Source organism: Paenibacillus andongensis (assembly GCF_025369935.1).
Taxonomy (GTDB): Bacteria; Bacillota; Bacilli; order Paenibacillales; family NBRC-103111; genus Paenibacillus_E; species Paenibacillus_E andongensis.
On the sequence record NZ_CP104467.1, the window covers coordinates 2461092 to 2475292 of the forward strand.

The window sequence follows — 14201 nt, forward strand, 5'->3', positions numbered from 1 at the left end:
ATTTATGGCTAGTAAAAATTATTACGACGTAACAGAGTGGCCTGTCGGTAATCCGTATGAGGATATTGGTGAGGTAATCAATAGCATTATAGCAGATATTAAAAGTAGGCAAACGGACACTGATGTGAGTAAAGGCGGAAAGCCAGGTGCGGTTATCTATATTCCACCGGGAGATTATCATCTTGGCAGTCAAGTAGTTATAGACATCAGTTATCTTAAAATTATGGGTTCTGGACACGGGTTTACATCTTCGAGTATTCGTTTTAATACTTCTGAGAATGAATGGGCGGATTTGCATGAATTGTGGCCGGGAGGAAGTCGCATACTCGTAGATATTCCCCTAGAAGTAAATGACGAGGAATATAAAGGAGCTGCATTTTATATTGAACGAAGTGGAAATCCCCGAATAAGTTCGGTAGAGTTTTCTGACTTTTGTATGGATGGTTTGCATTTTATTGAAAATGGTTCAGGAGAAACAAATCCGGAAAACACATACACTAACGGGAAAACGGGTATTTATGTTGCAAGTGCTTGTGACTCATTTCGGATTACAGGCATGGGGTTTGTGTATCTAGAGCATGGAATTACTATTTATCATGCAGATGCACTGACTATACATGATAATTTCATAGCTGAATGTGGTAACTGTATAGAACTACGAGGTTGGGGACAGGCTTCAAAAATAACCGATAACTTGATAGGAGCCGGTTTTAAAGGATATTCAATTTACGCTCAAAATTTTGGTGGACTTTTGATTACAGCGAATAATGTTTTTCCACGAGGTGCGAGCAGTATCTATTTTGATGGTGTGACACGTTCCAGTATCACAAATAATAGACTTCATTCATTTTATCCAGGAATGGTGGTATTCAGGGAAAATTGTTCGGAAAACTTGGTTTCTTCAAATCACTTTTTACGTGACCATGAACCTTGGACTCCTTTTCTGGGAATAGACAATGGTTTAGATGATTTGTATGGTCTCCTCTATATCAGTGGCAATAATAATTCTGTAATTGCTAATCACTTTTCTGAAGGAATTAATACTCAGAACATCAAGCCGGTAGGTGCAACACCTGTAATCATACGTATTGTTTCGGGGAATGGAAATTATATTTCTAATAATCATGTTGTTGCCACGGAGGTTCATGCCAAGATAAGTGATTCTTGTTTCTCTGCGCAAGTAGACGCTTTGTTGACTACCGAAGCATCAGAGCCGCTTACCGTAACAACAGTATTGGTAGAAAAAGAATCGCTTCAAAATACGATTCTTGATTCGGGAAGTGATGCACAGGTTGTTATGGACAAGACTGTAAATGCATTCAGATCCACTCCAACGCCAGGAGCATAAATAATAAGCGGATCAGAGTACGAATCCATCGCCCGGAAATAAAAGAGGCACTCAAGGTAGCTCGACACATTTGCGGCTCGATGTATCGAGAATTATTATAAAATATAATCATATGTGTCTATACTGAAAGTGCTGAAATAATCAAAAAAGAAAATAGAAACAGCAGTTCAAAGGTACTTTGGAATGCTGTTTTTATATGCGCTTAGTTCGCGCCAATACCAGACTATTTTCTTTTCATACGATATAGCTTTTGCGGGCGGCCAATTGATCCGTATTGAAGGAATTCATCAACGATGCCTTCTTTTGCTAAGTATTTCAAATAATTGCGTATCGTAGATAAACTGACGCCAGCTAACTGAGCGATATCTTCGGCCGTTTGCAGGTCCGTAGAGTCTTGAATACATGTTTGAATCAGCTCTAATGTTTTTTCATCAATCCCTTTTTGGAGCTGTGAACCGGTCGCACTTTTTGGGGCACGGAGCTTCATTAAGTCGTTCAGCAGATCTTGGTTCAGTTCGGTTGCCTGCGTCAAACGTCTTTTATATTGGGCGTACTTGGTAAGTGTGTTCTGTAAATGGTCCAAATCAAAGGGTTTGATCAAGTAGTCAAAGACGCCGAGCCGGAGTCCTTCCTCCACGATATCGCTTTCTTTGGAAGCCGTGATCAAAATGGTGTCCGAGGGAATGTTTCGGCTTCGTATCGTACGCAGTAATTCGATTCCCGAATGGTCGGGGAGGTAGACATCGAGCAGCAGCAGATCCGGCGGTTGATTCGTAATTTGGGCGAGTGCTTCCTCATAGTTATGGGCGATTCCCATTAAGGTATAGTCGCTATTCATCTCCATATATTTGCCATGCATTCTGGCAATTCGAAAATCATCCTCTACGATCAGTGCACGAAAGGGTGAGTTTGTCATACTTAAATCCTCCTCATTTGGGTAAAATGGCATGCAAGATAGCCCCCGAAGATGTGCTTTCCATCCAAATCTGCCCTTCGGCAGATTTTATCATTTTTGACAGCAAGGCAAGTCCGAAGCCGCGGCCGGTGCCTTTGGTCGAGATCCCATCTTGAAAAATCTTATCTTTAAGTCCAGGATCTACGCCAGGACCGTTGTCTTGAACGGAGATACAGATATGATCTTTTTCCTCTCGGAATTGAACAATGATCGCCCCGCGAGCAGGGTAAGTGGTAGATAAAGCCTCCAGTGCATTTTCGATACTATTTCCGATGAACGTTAAGATAATGTCACGATGCGGACATGGATTGGGAAGGGTCGATTCGGAATCGACGATTAACTGAATTCCCTTTTCCTTGGCACGGTGCATTTTTCCAATTAGAACACCGACAACTGCCGGATCATGGATCTTCGAAAGAAAAAAGTCTAGCAAGTGCTGCTGTTCCTCGTTGATTTCCTCGATGAGTTCCTCGACCATCTCATATTCCTTCATTTTGATCAATCCGGAGATGAGATGCAGCTTGTTCATAAATTCATGTCTCTGGCTTCGCAATGAATCGATATATTGTCCGATATCAGCCAGCTTTTGACCGATTTGATCGAGCTGAAGTTTATCCCTGAAGGTGGCTACGGCACCAATGATTTTTCCGTTTGCATAAACGGGAACACGATTCGTAATGATTAAAGTATTTCCCACAATCATCGGCGCATCCTGATGCACCGCTCCTTCTTTCAATACTTCTAATAAGCGTGTTTGCGGAAGTACCTCGTGAACGGCTTGCCCCGTGATATCCTCACCCGCGATATTGAGTAATTTCTTGGCTTCCCGGTTGCATGTCATAATGATCCCTTTGCTGTTGACAGCAATAATTCCTTCGCGGGTAGAGTCCAAGATTGCAGCTTGCTGCTGCGTGAGGAAAGCGATTTCACCTGGTTCCATGTTGAAAATTTGTTTTTTAATATGTCCCGACAACAGATAGGCGCCGACAAGGCCAATGAACAGAGCGGCGAATCCGATCAGAAACATGTTTAGGAGCAGGGAAAGTAAATCTTTCCAAATGTCTTTTACCAAGAATCCGACAGATACCAAACCAATGGGATTGCCTTCCGCATCTAACACAGGTGTTTTACCTCGAACCGATAATCCTAAGCTGCCGGTAGATGTCGTTTGAATCTCTCGTCCTTTTAACACATGTTGATCCAACGGCAGGTCATCTGCGTTCAGTGTTTTTCCGATTTTTTCGGGATTTGGATGGCTGTATCTGATCAAGTTCTTATCGGCAACTACGATAAACTCGGCACCCGATTGTTTGCGAAGCAGATCAGCCAAAGGTTGGATTGCGGCAGCCTGCGAAGTTTGCAGACCTTCCATGATTTGTGGCAGTCCCGCTACAGTTCTTGCCAAAACGAGCGCCCGTTCACCGGTTTCCTTGAACCTTCGATCTACAATGATATAAGAAATAGCAGACAATAACAAAATGAGGACCAAAGCCATATTCAAAAGCACAAGTAAATTAATCTTGGTTCTTAGTTTAATTGGTTTCAATCTGGTTAAGGACAAGCTTGGCATGGATGAAAAGCCTCCGTTGTGTTTATTGTGAAAACGATTTTAATGACGATTAATATGTTATTGATCGTAATATTTCAATATGTTTGTCCCTGACCTATACTTCATTGTAGATAGAAAATAAAAAAATTCAAGCAAGAGGGAATATTCGTTTTTTCTTGAAATTAAAGCGCTTTATTTGTAATCGCTTACAGAAAAAAAGGGGGGACTATGATCATGAAAGAAAAGCACTATTGCGGATTATGCTTAAAAGAATCTTCGTCAGTAGAAGACTTGGAAGAGATATGTAACTCGTGCTTGGATCTATTAGAGTTCGGTTATCCTTCTTTTCCAGCTTATAGGCTAGAAGAAGAGACCAATGGTTCGTTCATCCCACACGAATGGGAATATGCATAAGTGAATCATTTCCAGATTCAATAATTAGAAAACAGGAGGAAGTAAAATCATGTTTTTATCCATATTAGGATTTCTAATGATCGCCACTTTTATGTATTTGATTATGTCAAAACGCCTTTCTGCTATGATCGCCCTTATTTTAATTCCGGTTGTGTTTGCTTTAATAGGTGGCTTCTCTTCCGATTTGGGCAACCTCATGCTTTCAGGCGTGAAATCGATTGCACCTACAGGTGTCATGCTAGTCTTTGGTATCTTGTACTTCGGCATTATGATCGATGCGGGACTGTTTGACCCCGTTGTCGACAAAACACTAAAGGCAGTAAAAGGAGATCCCGTTAAAATTGTTGTAGGTACTGCTGTACTGGCTCTCTTGGTCTCCCTGGACGGTGATGGATCCACCACTTACATGATCGTTATTGCCGCTATGCTTCCACTGTATCGAAGACTCGGTATGAATCCGTTAATCTTGACGGCTGTAACCATGTTAAGCAGCGGGGTTATGAACATCATTCCATGGGGCGGACCGACAGCCAGAGTGATGAGCGCCTTGCATCTGGATGCATCCCAAGTGTTTACTCCGGTGATCCCGTGTATGATTACAGCGGTTTTGTGGGTCGTGTTCGTCGCCTATATACTTGGCAAAAAAGAACGTAAGAGACTTGGGCATTCGCACGAATCATTGAGTAAAGAGGAAGAAATAGCAAGTTTCCGAATCGCAGCAACGCTTGAAGTGCCGGAATACAAACGTCCAAAACTGTTATGGGTTAATTTTACGCTTACAGCGGCGCTGATTGTTTCCTTAGTTATGAATATCCTTCCGATTCCTGTGTTGTTTATGATAGCGTTTGCACTTGCGATGATGATCAACTATCCCAATCTGGAAGAACAAAAAGAGCGTATGTCAGCACATGCAGGCAATGCCTTGTCAGTTGCAGGAATGGTATTCGCTGCAGGAATTTTCACGGGAATACTTACAGGTACGAAAATGGTCGATGCGATGGCAGGTACGCTGGTTGCTATGATACCTGATGCATTGGGACCGCATATGCCGATCTTTACAGCAATCATTAGCATGCCGTTTACGTTCTTCATGTCCAACGATGCTTTTTATTTTGGTATTCTGCCTCTGATTACGAAGGCAACAGCCGCTTATGGCATTGAAGCAGGGGATATGGCTCGCGCTTCTTTGCTTGGACAGCCTGTGCACCTGCTCAGTCCCTTGGTGCCATCGACGTATCTGCTCGTTGGACTTGCGGGAGTGAATTTTGGAGATCATCAACGATTTACTTTAAAATGGGCCATTGGAACAACCATTGTTATGCTGATTACAGCTCTTGTGATCGGAATTATCGCTTTTTAATGTAGAAGGAGAATATAGATGGTGTTAAAAACAGTTCTCCTCATAGTACTAGGGTTTCAGATTATGCTGAATATCACGAGGCCGCTGATCACCCTATATGCTTCCAGCCTTGGTGCGGGAACATTCGATATCGGGATGCTGACGGCGGCTTATGCGTTCTTGCCTCTGATCTTTGCTATTCATGTCGGTAAAATTGCCGACCGGATCGGAGATCGTTTGCCGGTTCTGCTAGGTACGGTTGGAACAGCCGTGGGTATGGCGCTGCCGTTTGCCTTGCCGACATTAGGTTCCCTTTACGCATCGCAAATCATTGTTGGCGTATCCCATGTGTTCCTGATTGTCTCTTTGCAAAATATTCTGGGACATGCTGCTACCAAAGAGAATAGAGACCATTACTTTAGTGTATTCAGCATGTTCGTAGCGGGGGGCGGTTTCATTGGTCCAGTCATTGGAGGGTATTTGGCGGAACAATATTCCTACTCCCTTGCGTTTCTTGCTGCCTCTGTCATCGGTATCATGCCATTCCTATTTTCTTTTTATATGCCAGCTGTACGAAGAAAGGAGCGTACCGACGTAGCTCCCGGTATGTCGGGTTCGTTATCGCTTCTCAAAGTGTCTATGCTGCGAAAAGCGCTTGCTTCCAGCGCTTTAGTTCTTTATTCGCGGGACATTTTCGTAGCCTATTTTCCATTGCTTGCAGAGCGTGCAGGCATATCTACCTCGCAAATCGGTTGGATTATCGCCATACAAGGCTTGGCTATGATTCTTGTTCGTTTGTTTCTGTCTAAGCTTACAGTCATTATGGGCCGGACATGGGTGCTGCTTGCTTCAATTCTGACAGCCGGGCTCTCCTTTTTGCTCCTTCCTGCTATCGAACATGTTTATGGATTTTATCTTCTGAGCGCTTTGATGGGGATCGGCCTAGGCTGCGGGCAGCCGCTTTCGATGACCACGACTTACAATGCTTCACCCAAGGATAGAACGGGTGAGGTGCTTGGATTGAGATTAGCTTCTAATCGGCTTTCCCAATTGATCGCTCCGATGATTTTCGGGGTGGTCGGGAGCTGGGGAGGCTTAGTGTCTGTTTTTGTTATGAGCGGCGCCATTTTGATCTCAGGTGCACTTCTAACTAGAGACAAGCCGAGCAATGTTTGAATAAATAACGAAGGGAATTGATGAGGATGGAAGCCAAATTGGAGCAGTTGAAAAAAGGTACCGTATTTACTAATTTGTCCGTATCCAAGCTGGTCGAAACAGCATTGGAACGGGAGGAAGGGGTAGTTGCTTCCACAGGAGCCTTACAAGTATACACAGGGAAATATACGGGCCGTTCTCCTAAAGACAAGTACATTGTCCAAGAACCTTCTGTCATGGATCACATCGACTGGGGGACTGTGAATCAACCCATCTCACAGTTTCAGTTCGAGCGGCTATTCCAAAAAGCGCAAGACTATATGTCAGATAAGGATTTGTTCGTATTCGACGGCTATGCCGGGGCGGATTCGGAGTATCGGTTACCCATTCGCGTCGTGAACGAATATGCTTGGCATAATTTATTTGTTCGGCAGCTATTTGTCCGTCCGACAGAGGAAGAATTGCAAACCCATATTGCGGAGTTCACGGTGATTGCACTACCTGGCCTAAAAGCTGATCCAGAAGTGGATGGTACGCGCTCTGAAACGTTTATCTGCCTTTCCTTTGAAAAGAAAGTGGTTCTCATCGGGGGAACCGAGTATGCAGGAGAGATGAAAAAATCGATTTTTAGCGTTCTGAATTATTTGCTCCCTTTCCGTGACGTTCTTCCCATGCATTGCTCAGCAAATGTGGGAGAGAAAGACGATGTGGCCCTATTCTTCGGATTATCCGGAACGGGGAAAACGACGCTTTCCGCTGATCCAAACCGCGGGTTGATTGGGGATGATGAGCATGGCTGGACCGATCAAGGGGTCTTTAACTTTGAAGGCGGATGTTATGCCAAGTGTGCCAATCTATCCGAAGAAAAGGAACCGCAAATTTGGCAGGCTATACGTTATGGTTCTGTTTTAGAAAATGTCGTCCTGGATCCAGAAACAGGCAGAGCGGATTATAACGATACTCGGATAACAGAAAATACGCGGGCCGCTTATCCGATCGATGTCATTCCTGGCGCGGTCATCCCAGGGAAGGCGGGTCATCCGAGCGTCATCATTTTCTTAACAGCTGATGCTTTTGGTGTGCTGCCTCCTATTTCGAAGCTGACGAAGGAACAGGCGATGTATCACTTCTTGTCAGGATATACGTCGAAGCTGGCAGGTACGGAGAGAGGAGTAACGGAACCGGAAGCGACATTTTCCACTTGCTTTGGGGCTCCTTTCCTTCCGCTCCATCCAACTGTGTATGCAAAGTTATTGGGAGATAAAATTGAGGAGCACCAAGTTAATGTGTATTTAGTTAACACGGGATGGTCCGGCGGTCCCTACGGTGTAGGAAAGAGGATGAATTTAACTTACACCCGTGCCATGGTAACCGCTGCTTTAAATGGAAGTATCGAGCAAGCGACGTTTACAGCCGATCCTATCTTCGGTGTGCTTTGTCCCGATTTCGTGGAGGGGGTACCAAGCAATGTCCTTGTTCCCCGCGATACTTGGCAGGATCAAGAAGCATATGAGAAATCCGCTTGGGGGCTTGCTGATCGATTTACTCGTAATTTCGAGAAATTTTTCAATGTGGATAAAGAAATCATTGCTGCCGGTCCAAGTAAAAGGGATTAACTGTATTTCTATAAATCATATTTACAAGAAAAGAGGTCTAACACCCCAAACGTCATTTTGGGATGTTAGGCCTTTCTCTCGTTATGATCCTTAAATGGGGATTCTTAATTAGGACCGCCGTTCCCCTTTTCCAGTAGGGTTAAAACCGTAAAAAATGACATGAGGATCATAAATAAATCTATACTTGAAATTTCATCAATTCATTATAATGATTGTTGAAAGCGTTTCCCGAATTAAATGCGCAACAGTTTGAACCTGGCTTTGCATCAATTGGACAAAGGCGACAAGGACAATGCGGCCAAACATATGCAGGACTTTCTGAAGCACCTGAATAACAAGCCGCAGGCGAATAATGTCTCCGAAGCCGTGATGTTCGTCCTCAGAACGGACGCCAATGCTTTGATCACAGAATGGTCCGCGAAGTAAACAATACAGCATCGTGCAATACATACACAAAAGCATCCGGCCCGGATTGGCGGATGCTTTTGCTCTCTGGACTTAGAACGGCTGCCATTGAGGCAGCCACTTTCTAATTGGACTATACGTGTGCAAACGAAAGAAAACATTAATTAGAGTGGGAGGATTCCAATGTTTAACGTGTTGATCGTGGACGACGAAAAATTTGAACGTGACGGGATCAAATTTCTGCTCTCCAAATACAACTTTAATGTTAGCGTTACCGAAGCTCAAAATGGTAAAGAGGCGCTTGATTATCTTCTTCAGCATGAAGTGGATGTACTGATTACGGATATTAGAATGCCGATCATGGATGGAATAAGCTTGGTGAAATCGCTTAGAAAGCATAACGAATCGTTGAAAATCGTCATTTCCAGCGCATACGGCGAATTCGAATATGCGAAGAAAGCCATCGAGCTTGGCGTGGAGCATTATATATTAAAACCAGTCGACATCGAAGAGTTTATAGACGTCATTCGAAAAGTGTTCAGTTCGTGCGAAGCCGGAAGAATAGAGAAAGAAAGAAGAGAGAAGCTGCTCGCGGGTTATCATCGAAGTATCAAATACGAGAAGGAACAAATCATGCTGGATCTCATCCATGGGGCAGTCGTCGATGTGCCGATGAAGACAAGAATGCGACAATCCGATTTCGATTACCAATATAACTGCTTCCAATTGATCTTGATCCAAGCGAACTTCAAAATATTTGATTGGGTGGCCTATCGGCTGGAGAACGATTTGCGCATCATGATCCAAACGCCATATGACCATGTCAATCTGAACGAATATCAAAGCGTGATCTTGTTAAAATCTCACCATACGCTCGTACATTCCGAATTGCTGGAGATTGGCAACCGGATGCAGCAGTTTTTTACGAATAATGACATGACCTCCGCGTGGATCGTATTCGGCAGATCGATAAACAAGATAGAGGATCTTCATGATACCTATGCGGATATGGAGACAATGCTTGATTATCATCTATTCGGTCGTGAGGAAGGCAGTGTATTGTTCGCGGATCAGTTCTTTGTTAAGGAAGAGCATCCTTCCTCAATCATAAACCGGGATTTGGAGGATATAAAGTGCTTGATTCGACTTCGTAACCTCAAAGAAGGGAAGAGGCACATCTCCTTGTTCTTTGACGAGCTTCAGGATAACAATCATTTCTCCAGTATTTACGTCAAGCATATGTGCGTGGAGATTATAAAAGAAATTTGCGCAAATTACCCCATACACGCTCATAAATTTCAAAGTGTCATTCGAGACGTGTATGTAATTCGGACACCCGCTGACATCAAGAAGATTATTTACGCTTTGCTCGATAATGAAGATTCCGATACGACTAGCGACAATATCGACCAGAATCGTAAAGTGATCCAGGAAGTTATTGACCTTATCGCCAAACAGTACAATCAGGATATTAGCTTGGACACGATCGCTTCAGGTGTTCATTTGTCCCCAAGCTATTTAAGTCATCTGTTTAAGAAAGAGACAGGTGAAAGTATGGTCAAATATATTACAAGCATAAGACTTAAGGAAGCCAGCCATTACTTGAGGAGTACGAATATGAAGATCGTTGACATCAGTAAAGAAGTGGGGTTCTCCAATTTGCCTTACTTCTGTACTTTATTCAAGAACTATTATGGTCTTACCCCTGCAAAGTATAGGGAGAGAGTAGAATGAAGCGGGCCCACCGGAATTTTCAATTCGCTTCTATTAGGCAAAAACTGTTCTTCTCTTATATATTACTAATTGTGATCCCGATTGTGGTATTGGGCTTGTATTCTTATTATCAGTCTAAGTTATTGCTCCAAAAACAGGCTCTACAGGGAATACAAGAGACGATTCGAACGATTTCTGACAATATGGACTATAAGGCGGATCAATATAACCGGATTATGGATTCCATTGTGTACAATACTGGCATCCTTAAAATATTCAATAACGATTATACGGACGTATCCAATTTATCTTATGATTTAAGAAGCTACCTAGATCCTACGTTCAACATGATTAAGGGAATGAACAAGGAGATTATTCAGCTTACCGTTTACACGCAAAATAAACTGCCGGAATACGGCGATTTCATTCAAAACAGCAGCCGTGTATCGGAAACGAATTGGTACCGGAGCGCCTCGGCTAACGTTAATACGGAATGGTATTGGGAAGATGGAAACTTGATCGTAGCCAGGAAAATACCGGACATATTCCAGCTCCGAAATCCCAGTACAGTCTCTATGAATCTTACCTATAGCAAAATGTTCGAAGGTGTGCAGGGCAAAGAAATGAACAATTTCGGTATCGTCGTAAGAGATAAGAATGCAAATGTCGTTTACAGCAATTCCGCCTACCTCAAACAACGCCCCCTTTTTGAGGCTATGGGCAAATCCTCCAAGATCGGAAATCAAGAATACTTCATTATCGAAGAGCAAATTCAGCATCCGAACTGGACGTTATCTTATTTTATTCCGCTTCATGAGGTATCTATCAATGCAACGAGCATCATTAAAGCGACTGTTATTATCGTACTCGTATGTTTTTTAATCCTGCTGCTGATGATTTGGATGTTTTCCAACATGTTTACCATACCGATCAAACGGTTGATCCATAAAATGAAACTGATCGAAAACGGGAATTTGGATATCGTCGTCTCTTCCAATTCAATAGACGAATTCGGCATACTGACCAATCGATTCGGACAAATGCTGCAAAAAATAAATGAGTTGATTCTGGTTGGTTATCAGAACAAGATCGATCGACAGAAAGCGGAATTTAAGGCTCTCCAATCCCAAATTAACCCTCATTTCCTTTACAATACGCTGTCTGCGATTAAGTGGAAGTCCGTTCAGGCTGGACAGGAGGAGATCAGCAAAATCGTCACCTCGCTCTCCAAATTTTATCGAACGGCGTTGAACAAAGGGGACACTATCATTTCCGTACGTGAAGAAGTTGTCAATATGAGATCCTATGTGGAGATCATGCTGATAATGAGAGAAAGCAGCTTCGACGTTCATTACGATTTTGAAGAAGACATCTTTCGTTATGTGACCATTAGTTTGATTTTGCAGCCTATCGTAGAAAATTGTATCGAGCATGGGATCGCGGGCAAAACGGACGGGCGGGGCACGATCACGGTAACAGGACGAAGCCGTGACGGGTATATCGAGATCACGGTAGAGGATAACGGAGTCGGCATGACGGAGGAGAAAGCGCGAGAAGTGTTGTCTCGGGAATCCAGAGGCTATGGGTTGAAAAATGTAAACGACCGGTTAAAGCTGTTTTTCGGCGAAGAGTACGGTATCTCGATTGAAAGCACCCTGGGGAAAGGAACAGTAATGACCGTTCGCTTTCCGAAAGGAGAGGAGCCATTGCCCGGCATGTGAATCGAACACGACCGAATGAAAGACACGCATGCATGGAGCGTTACTACGGTGCGCGTTCCTTTGCGTTCGATCGGATAATGTTCCAAATTTATTGAAGCATATCTAAAGAATCTGAAATTGTCGGCGTGAACGGAAACTTCTACAATAAATACAAGGAGGTGGACGTTCTGGACAGCAGAATGAGGAGCTTCAAGAAGTATAAGGTGCTGTATGTGATGATGCTGCCCGCGATAGCTTATTACATCCTTTTCCATTATGTTCCGATGTATGGTGCTGTGCTGGCCTTTAAGGATTTTCAGCTTATGAAGGGGATATGGTATAGTCCGTGGATTGGTATGCACCATTTTATGTATGCGTTTTCAGATCCAGTATTTTTGCAAGTGCTGAAAAATACGATCATCATCAGCTTTTACAAATTAATATTCGGCTTCCCTGTTCCGGTCGTGTTTGCCCTGCTGTTGAATGAAGTAGCCAGTGCAAAGTTCAAAAAATTAGCTCAAACAATCTCTTATTTACCGCATTTTATTTCGTGGGTGGTGATGGCGGGTATCTTCATGAGTATCCTCTCGATAGACGGGCTCGTCAATTCCGTTATCAAGCTGCTAGGGATGGATCCTGTCTTGTTTATGGGAAATGAACAGTATTTTCGGCTCATTCTCGTATTGACGGAAATTTATAAAAGCTTCGGCTGGGGAGCGATCGTATATTTCGCCGCCATTTCGGGCATTAACGGTGAATTATATGAAGCGGCCATTATCGACGGCGCAGGCAGATTCAAAAGGGTTATTTACATTACGATCCCCATGCTCGCTCCAGTCATGGCCATCCTGTTAATTTTGTCGATGGCGGGAATTCTGGATGCCGGGTTCGATCAAATTTTCAATATGTATAGTGTTAACGTATACCGGGTCTCGGACATAATCGATACGTATGTGTACAGAAAAGGCATGGTCGAGATGAAGTACAGCTATGCAACAGCGGTAGGGTTATTTAAATCGGTCGTTGCCTTGATCATGATCGTAACAGTTAATCAGGTTATCAAGACGATGGGCGGAAAAGAGCATGCATTATGGTAAAACCGGCATCTGGCGGAGGGCTTATGAAGAAAACGAAAAGTGAAAAATGGTTTGATATCGTGCTGTATGCGCTCGTATCAGGAATCCTATTGGTTACCTTGCTGCCGTTCTGGAATCAGATTGTCATCTCCCTATCTTCAGGCAAGGGAGCCTATTCATCCGGGCTGATGTTGGTGCCTCAGAATTTTTCTTTAGCCGCTTATAAGCTAGCTCTGGAATTCACAGGCTTGTGGACCGGTTATGGAAACACGCTGCTGAGGACGGTGCTCGGAGTAACCCTAAGCCTCATATTTACTTCGATGTTGGCTTATCCTCTTTCCAAGTTGGATCTGCCGCTTAACAGAACGATCACGATGTTCATCTTGTTTACCATGATCTTCAGCGGAGGCTTAATTCCTTCCTTTCTGCTAATCAAAAATTTGGGTCTATTGGACACGATATGGGCGTTAGTGCTGCCGTCCATGGTCGGTACGTACAACGTTCTCATTATGAGAAATTTTTTTCGATCGTTGCCGGAAAGTCTAGAAGAGTCAGCGAAGGTGGACGGCGCGGGTTATTTTACGATTTTCTGCAGGATCACGCTCCCCTTGTCGAAGCCTGTTCTGGCAACGGTAGCGCTATGGGTAGCGGTTTATCATTGGAACGCATGGTTCGACGCCATGATTTATATTAAGGATCCTGGCAAGCAGGTGCTGCAAATCGTGCTTCGTAAAATCGTGCTCGAAAACAACCTCGATTCTATGCAGGCTTTGGTCAACAGGACGGATACGACGAAGCATTTGGGCAGAGAATTGTATGCGACTATCGTGATCTTGTCTATTTTGCCTATGCTGATCATTTATCCGTTCGTGCAAAGGTTTTTCGTCCAAGGTATTATGCTGGGGGCTGTTAAAGGTTAATCCGTTGTAGG

At 43.6% G+C, this 14201-nt stretch carries 11 protein-coding genes; 9 read left to right on the forward strand and 2 right to left on the reverse strand.

Annotated elements, in window-relative coordinates; all coding sequences use genetic code 11:
* The first annotated feature begins 4 nt into the window (after positions 1-4).
* Positions 5-1348: a NosD domain-containing protein gene (locus NYR53_RS11075; protein WP_261305209.1), complete on the forward strand. Its 1344-nt coding sequence runs from the start codon at positions 5-7 to the stop codon at positions 1346-1348.
* A 223-nt stretch (positions 1349-1571) separates the two neighbouring features.
* On the opposite strand, the gene NYR53_RS11080 is transcribed toward NYR53_RS11075, so the two are convergent.
* Positions 1572-2264 carry a response regulator gene (locus NYR53_RS11080; RefSeq protein WP_261305210.1) on the reverse strand — a complete coding sequence of 231 codons (693 nt, stop codon included), beginning with the start codon at positions 2262-2264 and terminating at the stop codon, positions 1572-1574.
* Positions 2265-2277: 13 nt separating this feature from the next.
* Positions 2278-3873 carry an ATP-binding protein gene (locus tag NYR53_RS11085; protein ID WP_261305211.1) on the reverse strand — a complete coding sequence of 532 codons (1596 nt, stop codon included), beginning with the start codon at positions 3871-3873 and terminating at the stop codon, positions 2278-2280.
* A 442-nt stretch (positions 3874-4315) separates the two neighbouring features.
* Between NYR53_RS11085 and NYR53_RS11090 the strand changes: the two genes are divergently transcribed.
* The 8 genes from NYR53_RS11090 to NYR53_RS11125 all read left to right on the forward strand — a co-directional run bounded on the left by NYR53_RS11090 (position 4316) and on the right by NYR53_RS11125 (position 14190).
* Positions 4316-5626 carry a CitMHS family transporter gene (locus NYR53_RS11090; RefSeq protein WP_261305212.1) on the forward strand — a complete coding sequence of 437 codons (1311 nt, stop codon included), beginning with the start codon at positions 4316-4318 and terminating at the stop codon, positions 5624-5626.
* 18 nt (positions 5627-5644) lie between these two features.
* Positions 5645-6781, forward strand: a complete 1137-nt coding sequence (locus NYR53_RS11095; protein ID WP_261305213.1) for an MFS transporter — start codon at positions 5645-5647, stop codon at positions 6779-6781.
* 26 nt (positions 6782-6807) lie between these two features.
* Positions 6808-8376, forward strand: coding sequence for a phosphoenolpyruvate carboxykinase (ATP) (pckA, locus tag NYR53_RS11100; RefSeq protein ID WP_261305214.1), 1569 nt, complete (start codon positions 6808-6810; stop codon positions 8374-8376).
* Between the two features lie 237 nt (positions 8377-8613).
* Complete coding sequence (locus NYR53_RS11105; RefSeq protein ID WP_261305215.1) at positions 8614-8802, forward strand: FIMAH domain-containing protein; 189 nt, start codon at positions 8614-8616, stop codon at positions 8800-8802.
* A gap of 162 nt (positions 8803-8964) precedes the next feature.
* Positions 8965-10515: a response regulator transcription factor gene (locus NYR53_RS11110; protein WP_261305216.1), complete on the forward strand. Its 1551-nt coding sequence runs from the start codon at positions 8965-8967 to the stop codon at positions 10513-10515.
* Positions 10512-12215 carry a sensor histidine kinase gene (locus NYR53_RS11115; RefSeq protein WP_261305217.1) on the forward strand — a complete coding sequence of 568 codons (1704 nt, stop codon included), beginning with the start codon at positions 10512-10514 and terminating at the stop codon, positions 12213-12215. The genes NYR53_RS11110 and NYR53_RS11115 overlap by 4 nt, the downstream gene beginning before the upstream one ends.
* A gap of 179 nt (positions 12216-12394) precedes the next feature.
* Positions 12395-13291 (forward strand): ABC transporter permease, encoded by an 897-nt coding sequence (locus NYR53_RS11120; RefSeq protein ID WP_261305218.1) that lies wholly within the window; start codon positions 12395-12397, stop codon positions 13289-13291.
* Positions 13292-13314: 23 nt separating this feature from the next.
* The gene (locus NYR53_RS11125) at positions 13315-14190 is read left to right on the forward strand and encodes a carbohydrate ABC transporter permease (protein ID WP_261305219.1); all 876 of its coding nucleotides are present in this window, start codon (positions 13315-13317) and stop codon (positions 14188-14190) included.
* Positions 14191-14201 lie beyond the last annotated feature (11 nt).

Excerpts from the sequence above, each read along its gene's own strand:
- NYR53_RS11080 (WP_261305210.1), bottom strand. The coding sequence starts at position 2,264 with ATGACAAACTCACCCTTTCGTGCACTGATCGTAGAGGATGATTTTCGA.
- NYR53_RS11075 (WP_261305209.1), top strand. The coding sequence starts at position 5 with ATGGCTAGTAAAAATTATTACGACGTAACAGAGTGGCCTGTCGGTAAT.
- NYR53_RS11105 (WP_261305215.1), top strand. The coding sequence starts at position 8,614 with ATGCGCAACAGTTTGAACCTGGCTTTGCATCAATTGGACAAAGGCGAC.
- pckA (WP_261305214.1), top strand. The coding sequence starts at position 6,808 with ATGGAAGCCAAATTGGAGCAGTTGAAAAAAGGTACCGTATTTACTAAT.
- NYR53_RS11085 (WP_261305211.1), bottom strand. The coding sequence starts at position 3,873 with ATGCCAAGCTTGTCCTTAACCAGATTGAAACCAATTAAACTAAGAACC.
- NYR53_RS11115 (WP_261305217.1), top strand. The coding sequence starts at position 10,512 with ATGAAGCGGGCCCACCGGAATTTTCAATTCGCTTCTATTAGGCAAAAA.
- NYR53_RS11095 (WP_261305213.1), top strand. The coding sequence starts at position 5,645 with ATGGTGTTAAAAACAGTTCTCCTCATAGTACTAGGGTTTCAGATTATG.
- NYR53_RS11090 (WP_261305212.1), top strand. The coding sequence starts at position 4,316 with ATGTTTTTATCCATATTAGGATTTCTAATGATCGCCACTTTTATGTAT.
- NYR53_RS11125 (WP_261305219.1), top strand. The coding sequence starts at position 13,315 with ATGAAGAAAACGAAAAGTGAAAAATGGTTTGATATCGTGCTGTATGCG.
- NYR53_RS11110 (WP_261305216.1), top strand. The coding sequence starts at position 8,965 with ATGTTTAACGTGTTGATCGTGGACGACGAAAAATTTGAACGTGACGGG.
- NYR53_RS11120 (WP_261305218.1), top strand. The coding sequence starts at position 12,395 with ATGAGGAGCTTCAAGAAGTATAAGGTGCTGTATGTGATGATGCTGCCC.